Below are 19,372 nucleotides of genomic sequence, written 5' to 3'. Positions count from 1 at the left end.
CAACGCCAAACTGCAAGCGGGTATTGCTGCTGCGGATAGTATTTTTTCGCTGCTTGATGAAGAAACTGAAGTAGATAACGGCACACGTCATATGGAGCGTGCCAAAGGTGATATTCAATATGACCGCGTAAGCTTTAGTTATCAAGGTAGTCCGCAACCGGTACTTAGCGATATTAGCTTCAATGTGAAAGCTGGCGAAACGATTGCGTTTGTTGGTCACTCAGGCAGTGGTAAAACGACATTAGTCAGCTTATTGGCACGTTTTTACACGGGCCTGCAAGGTAATATCCATATTGATGGTATTGATATCAATACGCTGAAACTGGCTGACTTACGCCAACAAATCTCATTAGTAAACCAACAAGTCATCTTGTTTAATGACACTGTTGCCAACAATATTTGTTACGGCCAGCAAAAAGAAATATCAGAAGAAGAAGTTATCGCCGCAGCTAAAGCGGCACATGCATGGAATTTCATCAGCAAACTGCCAGAAGGTTTACAAACGCAGGTTGGTGAAAATGGTGTTTTATTGTCGGGTGGACAAAGACAACGACTCGCTATTGCGCGTGCCTTATTACGTGACTCCCCTATCTTGATCCTTGATGAAGCCACTGCCTCACTAGATAGTGAAGCAGAACGTCATATCCAAGCAGCCTTAGAAAACCTGATGCAAAGTCGTACGACATTGGTTATTGCACACCGCCTGTCTACTATCGAAAAAGCCGATCAAATTGTGGTGATGCACCAAGGCCGAATTATTGAAACAGGTACTCACCAAGAACTCTTGGCGCATGGTCAACATTACGCTGAGCTTTACCGCCTGCAATTTCAACAAGAATGAAGGCTGATTGGTTAACCTCTCGCTGGTATCGCCCTAGCCCACTTCGTTGGCTTTTAAGCCCGCTAAGCGGCGTATATAGGCTTATCACGACATTACGTCGCAGAGCATATCAAGTCGGTATTTTTGCCAGTCAAAGCTTGTCCGTCCCCGTCATTATTGTTGGCAATATCAGTGTTGGTGGAAGTGGTAAAACACCAGTCGCTCTTTGGCTCGCTGAAAAGCTTAAACAACAAGGTTTTCAGCCGGGCATCATTAGTCGAGGTTATGGTGGTAACGCCAAACACTATCCATTAACAGTTACTGCAACAACGCCGACAAGTGAATCGGGTGATGAACCCAAATTACTGGCTATGCGGAGTGGCTGCCCAGTTGTCGTTGCGCCAGATCGTATTGCTGCCGGTCAGCAATTATTAGCTGAGTCTGACTGCGACATCATCATTAGTGATGATGGCCTACAACATTATCGTTTAAATCGTGACATTGAGTTGGTGGTGGTGGATAGCCGCCGTGGCTTTGGTAATGGTTTTTGTCTACCTGCTGGCCCTCTACGTGAGCCCATATCACGACTTAATTGTGTTGATTTTGTGATCTGGCATGGCGCTAACGACAAACCATGGTCAATGCATTTGGCTATTGGAAATGCCGTTAACCTCACCACAGACACACGTCGAACGCTTCACGACTTTAGGGAGCAGACTGTACATGCCGTTGCAGGTATCGGCGATCCTTCACGCTTTTTTACGCAATTACGTCAGCTAGGTTTAACGCTGATTGAACACCCTTTTCCGGATCATCATGACTATCTAGTCGAAGACTTGCAGTTTAATGATGATCTGCCAATTCTGATGACCGAAAAAGATGCGGTAAAATGTGCCAAATTTGCCAACGAAAATTATTGGTCAGTCCCAGCTGAAGCCATATTACCTGAAGCCTTAGCTGAGACAATTGCAAGCCGTTTAAAGGAACAATAATGGATAAAACGTTACTGGAAATCCTCGCCTGCCCTATCTGCAAGAGCAGTGTGCAATACAACAAAGCCAAGCAGGAATTAGTTTGCCCAGCATGCCGCATCGCCTATCCAGTTCGTGATGACATTCCTGTCATGCTTGCTGAAGAGGCACGTGAATTAGCTGCCGACGAGGAAATTTAATGACTTTCCGTGTTGTCATTCCTGCACGCTTTGCATCGACTCGACTACCTGGCAAACCATTAAGAGATATCGCAGGCAAACCGATGATCCAACACGTTTACGAGCGTGCATTAGAAAGTGAAGCGGAAAGTGCCATCATTGCCACAGATGATCAACGTATCGCTGAAGTGGCAACGGCCTTTGGTGCTGATGTCTGTATGACAAGAGCCGATCATCAGTCAGGCACTGATCGTTTGGCTGAGGTGGCAATACAACGTGGGTTTGATCCTGCCGAAATCATTGTTAACGTCCAAGGTGACGAACCTTGTCTGCCAGCTCAACTCATCAATCAGGTAGCTCACGATTTGGCTGAGCACAGCAAAGCAGCAATGACCTCTTTGTACAGTCGTATTGAGTCAGCTGAGCAAATTTTTGATGCCAATGTGGTCAAAGTGCTGGTTGACGCTCAGGGGTATGCTTTGTATTTCAGTCGTGCGCCAATACCATGGTTACGTGGGGTATTTGGTGAAAACAAACCATTACCAACCGAATTACCTCATAAACGCCATATCGGCCTGTATGCTTACCGAACAAGCTATTTACAACGGTATGCAGATTTTGCGCCTTGCACAATCGAGCAGTTCGAATCTTTGGAACAATTACGTGCGCTCTATCACGGTAACCGTATTCATTTGACAGAGGCAACGATTGCCCCTGGCCATGGTGTTGATACCGAAGCAGATTTACTGATTGCTGAAAAACTTTTAGCCTCAGCCTAAACACTCTCTGAAGTGAGGGTCGGCAATCTAGGGAAGTTTTTTGTCTAAACCTGCAGCAACCAGTTCAGCATGCAAATGGCCTTCACCATCAAAAATAGGCAAGGTGTAGGTGACTGGAACTGGACGATGCCCTTCACCATATTGCGTTGGCTGAATATTACTGTCGGTATTGAGGACTTGTAGTACTAATTCACAACCATCGAGCAGTTCAATAATTTCACATTGCTGACGGTTATAAATAATCTGCTGACCAATTAAGGTCAGCAGATCTTCACGTGATAAGTTACTTTTCGCTGGCATCGCTAGTTTGGCTCGCTTCAGTCACTTTTGGTGAATCTTGCTGTTGCGATCCATTATCTGCCGATGTCTCTTTTTTGGCTACCTTTGGCGCAGATTCTTTTGCCTTTGGCTCAGCAGCTTTATCCGTTGCTCCTTCAGCCCCAGCTTCTTGTGTTTTAGCTGGTGAACGACGGCGACGATTACTGCTACCAGTGCTACTTTTAGAGCGACGCGGTGCTTTGGCAGCAGGTACTTTATTGCCATCAATTTCAGGGGCATCATTACTGCGAACGACGTTACCATTTACTTCAGGCTCTGGCTCAGGAATAGCATTGCCATTCACTTCTTCTTTAGCTGGTGGTAACTGATTACCCGCATCTTCCGCTACAGGTGCTTTAGTTGCATTATCACCGTCGCTACGACCACGACGGCGGCGACCACCACGTCTTGAACGACGTGCGTTATTACGATTGCGATCATCTTCACTATTGCCGTTTTCAGACTTCGTAACGTTTTCGTTAGTGTTTTCTACGGTTTCTGCTGACTTAACAGCGTTATCGTTGTTGTCATTACGACGTGCTGGACGTTGCTGACGTGAACGTGCTGGTTTGCTGGTACCATCCGTTGCCGAATTGTCTTTAACGTCATCATTACTATTTTCTACATTAGTTTCATCACGACGGGCACCATTCTTACTCCCACCACGACGGTTATTATTTCGCCCCCCCCGGCTGCGACGATTTCCATTTCGTCTGTCATTACCGTCTTCAGCTGTTTGTGGTTTGTTCGTCTTATTATTCTTATCCGTCATTTCGCTATTATCGACCTGATTCCCAGTCAGAACCCCCAGTAATCTTTTTAGTAGACTTGGCTTACGTACAGGTTCAGGTTGTTTGTTAATGATTGGCGCGGGCGCTGCTGGTGAGATACCAGTAACCGCAGGTTGCTCCATCGTAGGCTTGTCTTTCAATACAGCGGGTGTTTCTAAATCAGGTGATGAAATCAACTGATGACTTGTGCTGCTACGCTCTGCACCATCTTTAATACGTTCTATATCGTAGTGTGGTGTTTCCAAATGTGGGTTTGGAATCAATAACACACGCACGTTATGACGTTTCTCAATAATATCGAGCTGCGCACGTTTCTCATTCAGCATAAACGTTGCAACAGCAACAGGCAGCTGAACAACTAACTGCGTGACACGGTCTTTAGTCGCATCTTCTTCCAGCAGGCGTAACACAGCCAAACCTAACGATTCGACACCACGAACATGACCTAAACCAGCACATCGTGGACAGACTTCTTGGTGTGCATCACCTAATGCCGGGCGTAGGCGCTGGCGTGACATTTCCAACAAACCAAAGCGTGAGATACGGCCAACTTGTACGCGGGCACGGTCTGCTTTTAAATGTTCACGTAAACGGTTTTCAACCTCACGTTGATGACGAGTAGGTCCCATATCGATAAAGTCGATAACGACCAGCCCACCCAGGTCACGTAAGCGTAATTGACGGGCAATTTCTTCAGCCGCTTCAAGGTTGGTATTGAAAGCGGTTTCTTCAATATCGCCACCTTTGTTAGCGCGAGCCGAGTTAACGTCAATTGAAATCAAAGCTTCAGTTGGGTCAATAACCAACGCACCGCCTGATGGCAAACGCACTTCGTGACGGAATGCACTCTCAATTTGGCTCTCAACTTGATAGCGAGTGAACAAAGGCACTTTATCTTGGTAAAGCTTAAATTTGCTCAAGTCATGCGGCATGACCATACGCATGAAGTCATAACCTGTTTGGTAGACTTCAGGTGAATCAACCAAGATTTCACCGATATCTTTACGGAGGTAATCACGGAGAGCACGAATGATGATGTTGCTTTCTTGGTAGACCAAGAATGGCGCAGGACGGTCTTTAGTCGCGGTATCAATCGCAGTCCAAAGTTGCAGAAGATATTCAAGATCCCATTGCAGTTCTTCAGGTTGCTTGCCGACACCTGCTGTACGAACAATCATGCCCATGCCATCAGGCACTTCTAAGGAGCGTAATGCTTCTTGTAATTCAGCTCGCTCTTCACCTTCGATGCGACGAGAAATACCGCCAGCACGAGGGCTGTTAGGCATCAACACAAGGTAACGACCAGCAAGGCTAATAAAGGTGGTTAACGCAGCGCCTTTGTTGCCACGCTCTTCTTTTTCAATTTGAACAACCAGCTCCTGACCAACAGACAGGACATCCTGGACATTGATACGGCCGTTGCTTTCGCCATCGTTATTGGCTGGACGGAAATATTCTTTGGCAATTTCTTTAAGTGGTAAAAAGCCTTGTCGCTCAGAACCATATTCAACAAAAACAGCTTCTAAACTCGGCTCTACGCGAGTAATTTTGCCTTTGTAAATATTGCCTTTTTTCTGTTCTCTGGAAGGGGTATCGATATCTAAATCAAACAAGCGCTGGCCATCGACCATCGCAACACGCAACTCTTCTTCATGAGTCGCGTTTATTAAAATACGTTTCATGCATAAACCTCAATTTGAGGCTCACACATCCCACGGCTAGCTACGAGATATAACTGTAGCTACATTGAGGTGGACATGCAGATCAGCTGCATTCGCAAAATAATCAAATTTTCAGCGCCCGGCTTGGCTTCTATGCTGCCGGCGCGACGTCAGCTCTTCGTTTCTGTTAACTGCAATAGGGTTCTGCAGTCGTGTGGCAAACGGACTGCCTTCAGCCCATGCCTTGATTATTTCTTGCCGTCCTGCCCGCTACAATTTTTACTGTTTGTTGTGCTGTCGCCGGGACGTGGAACCATTATTCTCATACAGACCCGACTCTCGGGCCCCATTTGTCACTGAACCCCTGTTCAGCGTCATATAATTCGTTTCTTATCGCCGCATCAACCTAGCTTCTTTTGTGTAGGGCGCGACGTGGTATTCCGGCCTGTTTTATGAAAAGTCAGTATACTGAACAATTTTATGGACAGACCAACCTACGAATATAGCAGTACGGTGCGTTGTCAGCAAGCAAATTAAAGTTCTCAAATAGATGGTCGAGCCCAAACAAAAATCACCAACGGTCCAATTTATTACTATACGTGCCGAACAAGCTGGGCAACGTATCGATAATTTTTTGATAACACTAGAAAAAGGTGTTCCCAAAAGCCGAATTTATCGAGCATTGCGCAAAGGTGAGGTTCGGGTCAACAAAGGTCGTGTCAAACAGACTTATAAACTAGCCGCTGGCGATGAAGTCCGTGTGCCTCCTCTACGCGTTACTGAAAAAACCGATATCGTCCACGTCAGCGATAGTTTGGCAAAAATTCTTCAAGAGCAGATCCTTTATGAGGATGATTGGCTTCTGGTGCTAAATAAACCTGAAGGCTTAGCCGTTCATGCTGGCACGCAAATCCAAACAGGTGTCATCGAAGCGCTCAAAAAATTGCGTCCCGACGCGCCTTTTTTGGAACTAGTACACCGTCTAGACCGTGATACTTCAGGTTGCTTATTAGTGGCCAAGCGTCGTGATGCATTACTCCATCTTCAAAACCAAATGCGAGGCAACGATATTGATAAACGTTACCTCACGCTAACTTATGGTAAATGGCCTAAAGATGACCTTATCGTCGAAAAACCATTACTCAAAAATACCGTTATTGGCGGTGAAAATATGGTGGTGGTTGATGACGCTGGTAAACCATCAAAAACCCAATTCATCGTCAAAGAAACATTTGCTGACTGCCAGCTAATGGAAGTCAAACTGTTTACCGGTCGTACCCACCAGATTCGTGTACATTCAGCTTCAAGCCAACATCCCGTAGCTGGTGACAGTAAATACGGACACCGAGAATTTAACAAACAGCTCAAACAAAAAGGGTTAAATCGCATGTTTTTACATGCTTGGCGATTAAATGTCGCTCACCCTGGAACAGAGCAGCGACTGCAGCTTACCGCGCCACTGCCAAACGAACTGACAGATTTTATCAAGCAACTAAAATAAAGATTACACATGGCCTACTCACTAATTGTTTTCGATTGGGATGGCACTTTGATGGACTCTACTGGCCACATCGTGTTTTGTATGCGTGAGGCAATTCAAAAACTTGGCATGCCAACACTTACCGATAAGCAGATTAGTCATATTATTGGTTTAGGGTTACCTGAAGCCGTCAAGACACTCTATCCAGACAGCAATGCAATTCAGGCACAGGCCTTAGCCGATAAATATCGTGAAATTTGGCTTAACCATCCTTTTGAAGCCCCTCTTTTTGCTAATGCTCGCGTCGTACTACAAAAGCTTGCCGCTCAAAACATCATGCTTGGTGTCGCAACAGGAAAAAGCCGACGCGGTCTTAATAAAGTGCTTGGTGAAACCGGTTTAGGTAACATGTTTGTGACAACCCGCTGCGCTGATGAGTCGCATTCAAAACCTAACCCGCACATGCTCAACGAAATCATGGATTTCTGTGGCGTGATGCCGACAGAAACATTGATGATTGGTGACACTGAATTTGATCTGTTAATGGCCAAAAATGCTGGCACAAAAAGTGTTGGTATCAGCCATGGTGCCCATGACTATGCCTCGCTAGCAGCATGCGATCCTGAGACGATTGTCGATGATTTATATGGATTAGAAAGTTGGCTTGATAGCAGATACGCTACGTTTTGATATGATGTAGCTCCTTTTAATAGACCGTAGGATTCCGGCACATGGCAACATTTGGTGATTTTCCAAACGATCACAAAGCAAGCTCACAAACTTCAGACAGTGCTGATTCGCCGCAGTGGGAACGTAAAGTACTGCAAGATCTTGCTTATGCTGCCATCAAAGAACAACGTAATAGTCGTCGCTGGGGTTACGTTTTCAAGGGCTTATTCCTACTATACCTATTCGCCTTCATGTTTTTAATGTTGCCGGGTGGCGAAAAAAGTATGCAAACCGGTCAGCACACAGCATTGGTTGATATTACTGGTGTCATCAGTGCGGATGCAGATGCCAACGCCGATACGGTGGTCACAGGCATTCGTAATGCTTTCAAATCCAATGAAGCTCAAGCATTAATCTTACGACTCAACACACCTGGCGGCAGCCCAGTCCAATCAGGCATTATCAACGACGAAATTCGCCGTTTAAAACAAACTCGTCCTGATTTCCCTGTTTATGCGGTTGTCCAAGATATTTGTGCATCAGGTGGCTATTACATCGCTGTTGCAGCAGATGAAATTTATGCTGATAAGGCCAGTATTGTTGGCTCTATCGGTGTGCGTATGGATAGCTTTGGTTTTACTGAAGCTATCGACAAATTAGGTATCGAGCGCCGTTCGCTAACTGCCGGACAAAATAAATCATTTCTCGACCCATTTATGCCGCTGAAAGAAACGGATGTTGAGCATGCCAATGACATGCTGGCAAACGTACACCAACAATTTATCGATGTGGTCAAAACTGGCCGTGGCGATCGTATTAATGCCGAAGATGACAAATTATTTTCAGGTCTATTCTGGTCGGGCGAACAAGCACTTGGGTTAGGCCTTATTGATGGCTTGGGTAGCAGTAGTATGGTTGCCCGTGACATCGTTGGTGCAGAAGAGATCGTTGATTACACACCAAGACCTAACTATCTTGATCGTTTTGCCGGTAAACTCGGTGCAAGCATCGGACAAATGTTACAAAGTAGCAGTCACTGGAGTTTGCGCTAATGAGCGATTTTATACCTGCCAATGAATTTGAAGAGTCGACACTTCAAGATCGTGTAGAGCTATTTCGCTATACAGATTTGACGCATCCATTGATGCAGGTATTGTTCAACTTTCAACTGACAAAATCAGCGCCACCAGAGACTGACTAAGATGACACTCACGCTGACGCCGCAATCACTGGTCAATAAATCGTTGGATTTAGTTTCAGCGCCAACCACCTATGCTCGGCTGGACGCGTTAATTAGTGATCCGGATAGTGCAATTGATGACATCAGCGCAGTCATTAATACCGATCCAGCGCTCACCACTCGATTGCTTAAAATCGTCAATAGCCCTTTTTATGGCTTCCCGTCACAAATCAAAACCATTTCACGAGCGATCACCATTATTGGTACTCGTGAGCTGACGCATCTTGTTTTAGCGACGTCAGTGATGAATGCTTTTCGTGGTATCCCATCGAATTTGATGGATATGGATACTTTTTGGCGACACAGTTTAGCGTGTGCAATTACAGCAAAATATTTAGCTGAAGCGACGCATCAAAATCAACCAGAACCATATTTTATTGCTGGACTTCTGCACAATATTGGCAGCTTAGTGTTGTATCAGTCAGTACCGGAACTTGCGCGTGAAGCAATCAATAGCGCTCGCTTTGGGCATGAAGTGTTACACGAAGCAGAAAAGCGTTTGATTGGTTTTGATCATGGTGAAGTCGGTGCTGTACTGATACAGAACTGGCGACTTCCAGAATCACTGGCTGTCGTTGCACGATATCATCACGTACCGTCATCGGCCCCACAACCTGCGATAGACGTAAATATTGTGCATATTGCTGATGTATTGGTGAGCAGCGTGCCATTTGGTCACAATGGTGATCAACATGTGCCACCTCTCGATCCACAGGCTTGGCAATCATTAAATCTCGAAACAAGTGCTATTGAGTCTTTGCTGGCAAATGTCAGCGACCAGCTTGATACACTAGCCGCATTAATGCGACCTGAAAACTAAATTCATAACAACATATTATTTAAAGCGTAAGAGGCAAACATGAGAACCGTATTACTTGGCGCGCCGGGTTCCGGCAAGGGTACACAAGGCGTATTTTTAGCCAAACACTTCACTATTCCACAAATCTCTACTGGTGATTTACTGCGCGCGGCAGTTGCTGATGGCAGCGAGCTGGGTAAAAAAGCCAAATCTGCGATGGATGCCGGTGCACTAGTTTCTGACGATATCGTCATTGGTCTTATTCGTGAACGTTTGTCGCAAGATGATGCTCAAAACGGCTACATTCTTGATGGTTTCCCACGCAATATTCCACAAGCAGAAGCATTAGACACGATGCTGAGTGAAGTTGGTCAGCCATTAGAAGGTGTGGTGTTACTCGATGTTCCTTTTGAAGAGTTGATGCAACGTCTGACTGGTCGTCGTACATGTAAAAGCTGTGGCGCCATTTTTAACGTACATTTATCACCACCGCAAAAAGAAGGTGAATGTGATAAATGTGGTGGCGAATTGTTCCAACGCCAAGACGATAATGAAGAAACCATTGGGAATCGTTTAAAAGTCTACGAAGAACAAACAGCGCCATTGATCGGTTACTACCAATCAAAAGACAAGTTACATGCGATTAAAGGTACTGGTGATATCAACCAAATCACCAATGCCGTCTGCGAGATCTTCGAGAAACTCTAAGTTTCTAGAAAGGTATGGCGCGGATTTTAACTGTTGGGATCGCCACCCTTGATATTATCAATCTGGTGGCAACTTACCCAGCTGAAGATGACGAAGTCCGCGCTATATCACAACAGCAATGCCGTGGCGGTAATGCAAGTAATACCGCCATTGTATTAAGTCAACTGGGTCATCAGGTAGATTTTGTTGGGGTGCTTATCGACGAACCTGACCTCGCTTTGATCACGCAGGAGTTTGATAATTATCAGGTCAATTATCAGCATTGCCAGCGGCTTGAAAACGGCAAAATGCCAACCTCTTACATTACCGTCAATGCCAAAAATGGTAGCCGCACCATTGTGCATCATCGTGACTGCCCTGAATTAGCATTCGACGCTTTCCAAGCAATTGACTTAAGTAGCTACGACTGGATTCATTTCGAAGGTCGTAATATTTCCGAAACCTTAAAAATGTTAGCCTACGCGACCAAGCATTACCCGGAAATACCACGCTCAGTTGAATTTGAAAAACCAAGAGATGGTATAGAACAACTGCTCGATAACGCCTCATTTATCATGGCTTCACAGCCTTTTGCCAAAGCAGCTGGGTTTGATAATGCCCTCAGGTTCTTAAAAAATTTTCCTGCAGCTAAAGCAACGTGTAGTTGGGGAGCGGATGGTATTGGCTATAAATTTGATGATCAGATTGGACTTCAGCCGGCGACAGCATTAACGAGCGTAGTTGATACATTAGGTGCTGGTGATACTTTGAATGCTGGCCTAATTCATGGCATGGTAAATCAATGGCCAGATAACGCTGTTTTAGAATTTGCCAGCCAACTCGCAGGCCTCAAATGTAGCCAACATGGCTTTGCTGATTTACACCGAATTATGGAATAAATGACACTATGACTGACCGCGTTTATCTGATGACTGAAAAAGCGCTCAAGGAAAATGCCCCAAAAGAGTTTGAAGTCACGATTGCTGATGACAAGCTGGCTGGTTTTCTCTTACGGTTTGAAGGCAAAGTATACGCTTACCTAAATCACTGCCCACATTTAGGTATTCCGCTTAATTGGCAACCTGATGCATTCATGTCATTAGAGGAAACTCACATCCAGTGCAGTACACATGGTGCATTGTTTAACCCAGATAATGGTTTGTGTATTTCAGGACCATGTCGTGGTCAAAGCCTGACATTACTCAATATCGAAACCGATACAGCAGGTGATATTTACTTAGTCAGACCACAAGCTGCTTAAACAATCTCTTAAAGCCTTTAATAAGGCTTTTTGCCCCGAGAGTTGATGCTGCTGGCAAACAACCGTTATTGGCTTTTGCTGTAAAAAAACCTCTATTAACAAAGCTTGCTGCTCAACCGTAATATTGGTCAATTTTGCTTCTGACACCATATCCCAAAGCCATTTCAACATCGGTACAAAACTAAACTCCAGCGCTCTCTGTCCATGGATAAATCCAGCGATGTCCGCTTTATCCATCGCGGATAAATTTAAGGAAGACAAAGGCAAACTTTCGCTTATTAATTTAACTTGCGAAGCAGGCAAGTCTGCATAATAACGTGGTAATAATGTCGGCCATTGTTCAGCTAAACGAGTTTGTAACAACCCAATCAGCCTCTCCCCGCTTGCTGATTTTGGCTTTAGCATGACCACCGCCCTACCGGCACTGACGGTATCTTCATGTAAGCCTAAACGAACTGGTTTAAAAGCATTTTTAAACCAAAACGCATAAACCGCTTCTTGAAAAGCAAAGCTACAGCCAAGAATATCTGTGTTGGTAGGCAACTCTGCTTCGATGCCGTTTAATAGCTGTGTGCCGTACCCCTGTTGTTGGTACTCCGCCTGTATAGCAATGCGTATGATTCGCTGGTAATTCAAAGAACCTGCTTGCAGATCGCCAGCTTGGGTCAATAAACTCTGGGGTAATAATTGACTCGGTAAACGTCGTTGGCCTTGATGGACTGCCAAAGCCAAGTTTTCTGCTAATGGTCCTTCCTGATTAATCCAGCCGGCACCAATTAAAACGGCGCCTTTAAACAAAAGGTAAGTTGTGCGGTTGTCATCATCTAAAATGGCTTGTAAATCAGATGGCCTAGTCCGGTAATGGGCATTTACTAACAGTGCAAATAATTGCTGCAGCAATTTTTCATCAGCTAATAACTGTTTTGGTGAAACAGTGTTAAATACTATCGTTCCATTCTCAGTTTCAGTTGGGTTTTCTTGCGTGGTGTTTAGCAACAATGCCTGATAACTAAACTGCTCCAGTGCATCATCAACTGCCCAACGAACCGGCATGGTCAATTTCATTTCTTGCCAACCTGGTGCTGCTTCATCGAGCAGTTTGGCAAACTGCAATTTAAAACCCGAACCAGAGCCTTCATAACCATGCAATGTGCTGGCAAACACCACTCGCGCGTAATGTTTTACAAGTTTATGTAATACAGCCTGGGGTAACGCCGCCGCCTCATCCACCAGCAGTAAATCAGTCTCAGGGAGCTTATGCAGCAATTGCTCTGGTGCCATAAAACGAATAGACGCCAACAATGTTGGGTCATTGCTCTCGCACCCCAATTGTTTTGACGCATGCTGATATAAAGTGACTACCGCTGCTTTTGAAGGTGCAGTCACCAATATTTGAGTTTTACCTCGCTTAATAAAGTTCGCAGCAGCGATACCCAACACAGCTGATTTACCACGGCCACGATCAGCAGTTATTAACAGTGGCCGACGACGATGCCCGTGCATAACTTTATCAATGGCAGCTAAAGCCGCGCGTTGATCTTGGGTAAGGGAAAACGGTGTCTTTTTTGGCGTTACTTCTGGCAAATGGGGCCAGTTGTCACCAGAACGCCAAAACATGGCCTGTGATGTGTTAGCTGTAAAGGAAATAGCGAACTTGATAAAACGTTGCAGCCAAAAACTTTCGGTTGTGTCTGGCAGTAATAGGAAAAAAATACCGCCACCACGTAAGGTACCAAGTGCTGCGCCAAGTGAATCAGGACGACATTGATGGCTAGCATCAAAAACCAGCAGGTCGACTTCCTGCCCCAGAAACTGGTTTGCCTGAGACTGACTGATGATTTGTTTATCAGGATCGCGCTGCTCAGCTAACCACAAGACAGTTAAATTGGGCCGAGCAGCCAAATAGGCTTCGATATTTTGCCGTGCAACCTCTGCGTCACCCTGACAAAAAACCGTAAGCCGTTGTGCTGCAGCCATGCCTAGTAATGCGGTGGCGGTGGTTCGTCGGCCTGACGCATTAATTGATCGTGTTGCAGCGTTTCAACTTGACCGCCCAATTTATCTAACTGACGTTGCAAACGATCAATTTGATTTTGCTGCTTGGTGACCACCTGATTTAATTGCTCAATCACCCCATCCTGAAAAGCGATACGGGTTTGCAGCTCAATAATATCGTCATTCATCAGTCGTCACCATCATATGAAAGTGCTGGCGCTAACCAACGCTCAGCAGTCGCCATATCCCAGTTTTTACGTTGAGCGTAATCTTTAACCTGATCTTCCGTAATTTTGCCAAGACCAAAATAACGCGAGTCTGGGTGCGCAAAATAGAAACCGCTGACCGCCGCTGTTGGCAACATCGCATAACTTTCAGTCAGCGTCATGCCAATACGCTGTTCAACATCGAGTAACTGCCACAGCAGATCTTTTTCAGTGTGATCCGGGCAAGCTGGATAACCCGGCGCAGGTCTGATGCCCTGATACTTCTCATCAATCAATGCTTCGTTATCGAGTTGCTCATCCGCTTTATAGCCCCACAACTCTTTACGAACTCGCTCATGCATCCGTTCAGCTAGAGCTTCTGCCAATCGATCTGCCAAGGCTTTCAGCATAATGCTGTGATAATCGTCATGGTCAGCTTCAAAACGCGCGACATGCTCATCAATACCAATACCCGCCGTTACCGCAAAAGCGCCAATATAATCCTGAACGCCACTGTCTTTTGGTGCCAAATAATCAGATAAGGATGCATTCGGACGACCAGGTGGCTTCTCACTTTGCTGACGCAGAGAATGTAACGTCATTCTGACGGTTTCACGACTGTCGTCAGTGTAGACTTCAATATCGTCGTCGTTAACAGTATTCGCCGGGAATAAACCAATCACTGCACGAGCTTTTAGCCATTTCTCATCAACGATTTGTTTTAGCATTTTCTGTGCGTCGTTAAACAAATGTGTGGCATGTTCACCAACTACTTCATCACTGAGAATTCGTGGATAACGCCCCGCTAACTCCCAAGATTGGAAAAATGGTGTCCAATCGATGCGTTCAATCAGCTCCGATAATGGATAATCATCTAATACGGTGACGCCCGGCTGATTGGGTACTTTTGGCTGATATGCCGACCAATCAATTTTGGTTTTATTGGCGCGCGCTTGATTGAGCGTCAATAAACGTCGGGTGGATTTACGGCCCTGATGCTGCTCGCGTTTTGTTTGATAATCCGCTTTGGTTTTGCTGACAAAATCATCTCGCGTAATTTTGCTCACCAAGTTTTGCGCCACACCAACGGCACGAGAAGCATCTTTTACATAAATCACTGGCCCATCATAGTTCGGGTCGATTTTTACCGCGGTGTGAATCAATGAAGTCGTCGCACCACCAATCATAAGTGGCTTATCAAACCCTAGTCGCTGCATTTCTTTGGCCATATGCGCCATTTCTTCAAGCGATGGCGTAATCAAACCTGACAGGCCAATGATATCGACATTTTCTTTGCGTGCTGTATCGAGAATTGTCTGTGCTGGCACCATAACACCAAGATCAATAATCTCGAAGTTATTACACTGCAAGACAACGCCGACGATATTTTTACCAATATCGTGAACGTCACCTTTTACGGTCGCCATCAGGATTTTGCCATTACTGTTACTGACAGTACTGTCGTCTTTTTCTGCCTCGATAAAAGGCATCAAATAGGCAACCGCTTTTTTCATCACCCGCGCAGATTTAACAACCTGCGGCAAGAACATTTTGCCCTCACCGAACAAGTCACCGACGACATTCATGCCGTCCATCAATGGACCTTCGATAACTTCTAACGGTTTGGCGTATTGTTGTCTCGCTTCTTCAGTATCTTCATCAACAAAATCAGCAATACCTTTTACCAAGGCATGCTCTAGTCGTTTGACGACTGGCAAGCTACGCCATTCCAGATCTTCTTTTTTCTCGACGCTGCCATCACCTTTGTATTTATCAGCAATAGCTAATAAACGATCGGTGGCATCATCACGACGGTTCAGAATGACGTCTTCGACATGTTCACGCAGCTCAGTCGGTAAATCATCATAAATTGCCAGCTGACCGGCATTAACGATACCCATATCCATACCCGCTTTGATTGCGTGGTATAAGAATACGGCGTGGATTGCCTCACGAACCGGGTTATTCCCACGGAACGAGAAAGAGACGTTAGACACACCACCACTTACTCTGGCGTGAGGCAGCGCTTGTTTGATATCTCGCGTTGCTTCGATGAAATCAACCGCATAGTTATTGTGTTCTTCGATACCCGTTGCGACCGCAAAGATATTGGGATCGAAAATAATATCTTCAGGAGGGAAATGGACTTGCTCAGTCAGAATTTCATAACTGCGGGTACAAATCTCACGTTTACGTTCACGCGTATCCGCTTGTCCTGTTTCATCAAAAGCCATGACGATAACAGCAGCGCCATAACGCCTAACCAATTTGGCCTGCTCGATAAATTTCTCTTCGCCTTCTTTCAAGCTGATTGAGTTAACAATCCCTTTACCTTGAATACACTTCAGACCAGCTTCAATGATTTCCCATTTAGATGAGTCAATCATAATAGGTACACGGCTGATATCCGGTTCGGCAGCAACCAGATTTAGGAACGTCACCATCGCTTCCTGCGAATCCAGCATCCCCTCGTCCATGTTGATATCGATGATTTGAGCACCGTTCTCAACCTGTTGGCGAGCGACTTCTAAAGCAGTATCAAAATCACCTTCTTTAATCAGTTTGGCAAAGCGTAAAGAGCCTGTGACGTTGGTACGCTCACCAATATTGGTAAACAAACTATCTGGCGTCAGATTTAACGGCTCTAAACCACTTAAACGACAATGATGTTTATTTGCTGGACGTTGGCGCGGTTTCACACCCGCAACGGCATCGGCAATCGCTTTAATGTGGGCAGGCGTCGTACCACAACAACCACCGATAACATTTAAAAATCCAGACTCAGCCCACTCTTTAATGTGAAAAGCCATGGCTTCTGGTGATTCATCATATTCACCGAATTCATTCGGCAAACCCGCATTAGGATGCGCGCTGACATAGCTCGTCGAAACTAAAGACAGCTCTTCAACATACTGACGTAATTGTTCAGCACCTAACGCACAGTTCAGACCAATGGACAGTGGCTGAACATGTGATAAAGAATTCCAGAATGCTTCTGCTGTTTGTCCCGATAATGTCCGGCCGCTGGCATCGGTGATGGTGCCAGAAATCATTACCGGTAAATGGATCTGGTGTTGCTCGAAATAAGTTTCGATAGCAAAAACCGCAGCTTTGGCATTTAAGGTATCGAATACGGTTTCGACCAATAGCATGTCAGAGCCGCCATCGACCAAGCCACGAATGGCTTCAAGGTAAGCCTCGACCAACTCGTCAAAGCTGACATTACGAAAACCTGGGTTATTTACATCAGGAGAAATACTGGCGGTACGATTGGTTGGCCCTAATACGCCAGTAACAAAGCGGGGTTTATCCGGATTGGCTTTGGTGAACTCATCAGCAACTTCACGTGCAATTTCCGCTGAGACTTTGTTAAGTTCATACACCAGATCTTCCATCTGGTAATCCGCCATCGCAATCGACGTGCCGTTGAAGGTATTGGTTTCGACAATATCAGCACCCGCTTCAAAATAAGCGCGGTGAATATCACGAATAATTTGTGGCTGCGTAATCGACAACAGATCGTTGTTGCCTTTGACATCGCACGGATGGTTGGTAAACCGTTCGCCGCGAAAATCGTCCTCGGTTAATTTATAGCTTTGCAGCATGGTGCCCATGCCGCCATCGAGGATCAGAATGCGTTGTTCAAGCAGTTGCTGGACTTGTTCAAAAACAGTGGTCAAAACGGTTTTCCTATCATGCAGTTAGCGATTTTAATAAAACGTTCAATTATACCAGATAGACAACCAAACAAATGGATTGAACACCGCTAAAAAAGTCGCATACCTACCTTACGAATTTTATCGCCATCAACTTCGTTAACCACCCAATGAATACCGTGCCAATCAACATCATCACCGACAACCGGATGGCCGCCTACGCGACGAGAAATAAACTGTGCCAAAGTATCGTCTTTTTCATTATTACTAAGGGTTAGACCATAAGCCTGGGCAACATCAACCAACTTGGCATCTCCGTTTAAAACAAAGGCACCAAAGAATGCTTCTGCCTGACGGAGTTTTACGTCGCCATTAAACAGTTGGTTTAACTTAGGCAAATCTTCACTTCGACTAATAACACACAACACATCCCCAACATGCAGTTCGGTACTGCCTTTGGGATGAATCATTTGATGTTCACGGAACAACGCCGAAATCAACGTACCAGATGGAAAGCGTAATAATCGGATCTGCTGGTTTTCTAAAGCCGGGTTATCCACTTTGTAGACAAACATTTCAAAGTCATTTTCCGGCAAAATGCCTAAGGCGCCACGTTGATCTGGTGTCGTGCCTTTCGGTACGGCAACTCTCATCCAACGCGCCATGGGGGACAACGTGGTTCCCTGAACTAACAGCGATAACACAACAACCGCAAACGCCACATTGAAATAAAGTGCGGCATTTTCCACACCACCAATCACCGGGAAAATCGCCAATACGATTGGCACTGCACCACGTAAACCAACCCATGAGATAAAGCCGATTTCTCGCCAGCGGAATTTAAAAAACGGTTTAATCGCGATTAATACCGCCAATGGCCGTGCCACGAAAATCAACGCCAAGGCGATAAGTAATGCAGGAACAGCGTAAGTCAGCATTTCACTTGGCGAAACTAACATACCGAGCACCAAGAACAAACCAATCTGACTTAACCATGCCAAACCGTCGTGTACAGGCAAAATATGCGCTAAATGCTTACCGGGTTGATTCCCAATCATCAGGCCACAGAGATAGATGGCTAAAAAGCCACTGCCGCCCAAAACACTGGTGAGTCCAAATACGAAAAATGCTAATGCAAGTGCCAATAATGAATACAAACCCGGCGCTAAATCGAGCTTAGTTAATAATCTGGCAATTAACCAACCAGAGCCCAAACCGATAATGACACCTAGCCCAAATTGTTGGATCAAAAAGACCAGCGATGACATCCAGCCTTCGGTTTCGCCAATCAGTAGCTCTATCAACATGATGGTTAAGAAAATTGCCATCGGATCGTTGGTGCCCGATTCGATTTCTAATGTGGCACTCACCCGCTCATTGATATTGACGCCCTGACCTTTAAGCATGGAAAAGACTGCTGCGGCATCTGTTGAGCCAACAATTGCGCCGATTAACAGGCCTTCGAGCAAAGTCAGATCAAAGATCAACATTGCTAAATAACCAACGATCCCGCTGGTCATCAAAACACCTAAGGTGGCGAGCGATAATGCGGGTTTAAAACCGGCACGAAATGTCGATAGACGTGTTTGCAAACCACCATCAAGCAAAATCATTGCTAACGCCAAATGACCAATCAGAAAGGCAAGCGAATAGTTATCAAACTCGATACCCAACAAGCCATCTTCACCCGCCAGCATCCCCAGCGCCAAGAAGATGATCAGGATAGGTAAGCCAAATAAGGAAGATAACCGACTGGCGAGAATACTCAGTGCTATCAAAAAGCCACTCAGTAAAAATAGGGTGTTTATCGCATCCATGACGGAACCTTGTGTTAGTTACGATTCATTATGGCACAAGGTA

The 19,372-nt window shown here is 45.4% G+C and carries 18 protein-coding genes; 12 read left to right on the top strand and 6 right to left on the bottom strand.

The window, feature by feature from the left end:
* The 4 genes from OMP94_RS10485 to kdsB all read left to right on the top strand — a co-directional run.
* Nucleotides 1–841 (top strand): ABC transporter ATP-binding protein (locus OMP94_RS10485; RefSeq protein WP_266278252.1); only part of this gene is annotated, 841 nt, incomplete at its 5' end.
* Nucleotides 838–1,812, top strand: a complete 975-nt coding sequence (gene lpxK / locus OMP94_RS10480; protein ID WP_266278251.1) for a tetraacyldisaccharide 4'-kinase — start codon at nt 838–840, stop codon at nt 1,810–1,812. The genes OMP94_RS10485 and lpxK, both read left to right, overlap by 4 nt.
* Complete coding sequence (locus OMP94_RS10475) at nt 1,812–1,991, top strand: Trm112 family protein (protein WP_266278250.1); 180 nt, start codon at nt 1,812–1,814, stop codon at nt 1,989–1,991. Before lpxK ends, OMP94_RS10475 begins: the two co-directional genes overlap by 1 nt.
* Nucleotides 1,991–2,749, top strand: a complete 759-nt coding sequence (kdsB, locus tag OMP94_RS10470) for a 3-deoxy-manno-octulosonate cytidylyltransferase (protein WP_266278249.1) — start codon at nt 1,991–1,993, stop codon at nt 2,747–2,749. The genes OMP94_RS10475 and kdsB overlap by 1 nt, the downstream gene beginning before the upstream one ends.
* A 27-nt stretch (nt 2,750–2,776) precedes the next feature.
* Here kdsB and OMP94_RS10465 read toward each other — a convergent pair whose 3' ends face one another.
* Nucleotides 2,777–3,049 carry a hypothetical protein gene (locus OMP94_RS10465; RefSeq protein WP_266278248.1) on the bottom strand — a complete coding sequence of 91 codons (273 nt, stop codon included), beginning with the start codon at nt 3,047–3,049 and terminating at the stop codon, nt 2,777–2,779.
* Complete coding sequence (locus OMP94_RS10460) at nt 3,033–5,540, bottom strand: Rne/Rng family ribonuclease (RefSeq protein ID WP_266278247.1); 2,508 nt, start codon at nt 5,538–5,540, stop codon at nt 3,033–3,035. The genes OMP94_RS10465 and OMP94_RS10460 overlap by 17 nt, the downstream gene beginning before the upstream one ends.
* A gap of 529 nt (nt 5,541–6,069) precedes the next feature.
* On the opposite strand from OMP94_RS10460, the gene rluC reads away from it, so the two are divergent.
* From rluC to OMP94_RS10420, 8 genes are read left to right on the top strand one after another with little or no spacing between them, the layout of a single operon-like run.
* The gene (gene rluC, locus OMP94_RS10455; RefSeq protein ID WP_266278246.1) at nt 6,070–7,020 is read left to right on the top strand and encodes a 23S rRNA pseudouridine(955/2504/2580) synthase RluC; all 951 of its coding nucleotides are present in this window, start codon (nt 6,070–6,072) and stop codon (nt 7,018–7,020) included.
* Nucleotides 7,021–7,029: 9 nt separating this feature from the next.
* The gene (locus OMP94_RS10450; protein WP_266278245.1) at nt 7,030–7,689 is read left to right on the top strand and encodes an HAD-IA family hydrolase; all 660 of its coding nucleotides are present in this window, start codon (nt 7,030–7,032) and stop codon (nt 7,687–7,689) included.
* A gap of 41 nt (nt 7,690–7,730) precedes the next feature.
* Nucleotides 7,731–8,720, top strand: coding sequence for a S49 family peptidase (locus tag OMP94_RS10445; protein ID WP_266278244.1), 990 nt, complete (start codon nt 7,731–7,733; stop codon nt 8,718–8,720).
* On the top strand, nt 8,720–8,869 hold the full coding sequence (locus tag OMP94_RS10440) for a hypothetical protein (RefSeq protein WP_266278243.1): 150 nt from the start codon (nt 8,720–8,722) through the stop codon (nt 8,867–8,869). The genes OMP94_RS10445 and OMP94_RS10440 overlap by 1 nt, the downstream gene beginning before the upstream one ends.
* Nucleotide 8,870: 1 nt before the next feature.
* Nucleotides 8,871–9,728, top strand: a complete 858-nt coding sequence (locus OMP94_RS10435; RefSeq protein WP_266278242.1) for an HDOD domain-containing protein — start codon at nt 8,871–8,873, stop codon at nt 9,726–9,728.
* 39 nt (nt 9,729–9,767) lie between these two features.
* The gene (locus OMP94_RS10430) at nt 9,768–10,415 is read left to right on the top strand and encodes an adenylate kinase (RefSeq protein WP_266278241.1); all 648 of its coding nucleotides are present in this window, start codon (nt 9,768–9,770) and stop codon (nt 10,413–10,415) included.
* A 14-nt stretch (nt 10,416–10,429) separates the two neighbouring features.
* Complete coding sequence (locus OMP94_RS10425; protein ID WP_266278240.1) at nt 10,430–11,293, top strand: PfkB family carbohydrate kinase; 864 nt, start codon at nt 10,430–10,432, stop codon at nt 11,291–11,293.
* Nucleotides 11,294–11,301: 8 nt separating this feature from the next.
* Nucleotides 11,302–11,655: a Rieske (2Fe-2S) protein gene (locus OMP94_RS10420; RefSeq protein ID WP_266278239.1), complete on the top strand. Its 354-nt coding sequence runs from the start codon at nt 11,302–11,304 to the stop codon at nt 11,653–11,655.
* Here the strand turns inward: OMP94_RS10420 and OMP94_RS10415 are convergent.
* From OMP94_RS10415 to OMP94_RS10400, 4 genes are all read right to left on the bottom strand, one after another.
* Nucleotides 11,632–13,632: a GNAT family N-acetyltransferase gene (locus tag OMP94_RS10415; RefSeq protein ID WP_266278238.1), complete on the bottom strand. Its 2,001-nt coding sequence runs from the start codon at nt 13,630–13,632 to the stop codon at nt 11,632–11,634. The two genes, OMP94_RS10420 and OMP94_RS10415, sit on opposite strands and share 24 nt — an antisense overlap.
* A gap of 2 nt (nt 13,633–13,634) precedes the next feature.
* Nucleotides 13,635–13,838: a SlyX family protein gene (locus tag OMP94_RS10410; RefSeq protein ID WP_266278237.1), complete on the bottom strand. Its 204-nt coding sequence runs from the start codon at nt 13,836–13,838 to the stop codon at nt 13,635–13,637.
* Nucleotides 13,838–17,536 (bottom strand): methionine synthase, encoded by a 3,699-nt coding sequence (metH, locus tag OMP94_RS10405; protein ID WP_266278236.1) that lies wholly within the window; start codon nt 17,534–17,536, stop codon nt 13,838–13,840. Before metH ends, OMP94_RS10410 begins: the two co-directional genes overlap by 1 nt.
* Before the next feature lie 86 nt (nt 17,537–17,622).
* Nucleotides 17,623–19,329 (bottom strand): potassium/proton antiporter, encoded by a 1,707-nt coding sequence (locus OMP94_RS10400; RefSeq protein ID WP_266278235.1) that lies wholly within the window; start codon nt 19,327–19,329, stop codon nt 17,623–17,625.
* Nucleotides 19,330–19,372 lie beyond the last annotated feature (43 nt).

The sequence above is a fragment of the Methylophaga sp. OBS3 genome (assembly GCF_026319325.1).
Taxonomy (GTDB): Bacteria; Pseudomonadota; Gammaproteobacteria; order Nitrosococcales; family Methylophagaceae; genus Methylophaga.
The sequence above is the reverse complement of the archived record's forward strand: the minus strand, read 5'-3'. Positions and strand labels throughout refer to the sequence as shown.

What these genes read in the sequence shown, in the direction of transcription:
- rluC (WP_266278246.1), top strand. Translation starts at nt 6,070, where the DNA reads ATGGTCGAGCCCAAACAAAAATCACCAACGGTCCAATTTATTACTATA.
- OMP94_RS10425 (WP_266278240.1), top strand. Translation starts at nt 10,430, where the DNA reads ATGGCGCGGATTTTAACTGTTGGGATCGCCACCCTTGATATTATCAAT.
- lpxK (WP_266278251.1), top strand. Translation starts at nt 838, where the DNA reads ATGAAGGCTGATTGGTTAACCTCTCGCTGGTATCGCCCTAGCCCACTT.
- OMP94_RS10440 (WP_266278243.1), top strand. Translation starts at nt 8,720, where the DNA reads ATGAGCGATTTTATACCTGCCAATGAATTTGAAGAGTCGACACTTCAA.
- OMP94_RS10460 (WP_266278247.1), bottom strand. Translation starts at nt 5,540, where the DNA reads ATGAAACGTATTTTAATAAACGCGACTCATGAAGAAGAGTTGCGTGTT.
- kdsB (WP_266278249.1), top strand. Translation starts at nt 1,991, where the DNA reads ATGACTTTCCGTGTTGTCATTCCTGCACGCTTTGCATCGACTCGACTA.
- OMP94_RS10465 (WP_266278248.1), bottom strand. Translation starts at nt 3,049, where the DNA reads ATGCCAGCGAAAAGTAACTTATCACGTGAAGATCTGCTGACCTTAATT.
- OMP94_RS10420 (WP_266278239.1), top strand. Translation starts at nt 11,302, where the DNA reads ATGACTGACCGCGTTTATCTGATGACTGAAAAAGCGCTCAAGGAAAAT.
- OMP94_RS10430 (WP_266278241.1), top strand. Translation starts at nt 9,768, where the DNA reads ATGAGAACCGTATTACTTGGCGCGCCGGGTTCCGGCAAGGGTACACAA.
- OMP94_RS10450 (WP_266278245.1), top strand. Translation starts at nt 7,030, where the DNA reads ATGGCCTACTCACTAATTGTTTTCGATTGGGATGGCACTTTGATGGAC.
- OMP94_RS10445 (WP_266278244.1), top strand. Translation starts at nt 7,731, where the DNA reads ATGGCAACATTTGGTGATTTTCCAAACGATCACAAAGCAAGCTCACAA.
- OMP94_RS10475 (WP_266278250.1), top strand. Translation starts at nt 1,812, where the DNA reads ATGGATAAAACGTTACTGGAAATCCTCGCCTGCCCTATCTGCAAGAGC.
- OMP94_RS10410 (WP_266278237.1), bottom strand. Translation starts at nt 13,838, where the DNA reads ATGAATGACGATATTATTGAGCTGCAAACCCGTATCGCTTTTCAGGAT.
- OMP94_RS10400 (WP_266278235.1), bottom strand. Translation starts at nt 19,329, where the DNA reads ATGGATGCGATAAACACCCTATTTTTACTGAGTGGCTTTTTGATAGCA.
- OMP94_RS10435 (WP_266278242.1), top strand. Translation starts at nt 8,871, where the DNA reads ATGACACTCACGCTGACGCCGCAATCACTGGTCAATAAATCGTTGGAT.
- OMP94_RS10415 (WP_266278238.1), bottom strand. Translation starts at nt 13,632, where the DNA reads ATGGCTGCAGCACAACGGCTTACGGTTTTTTGTCAGGGTGACGCAGAG.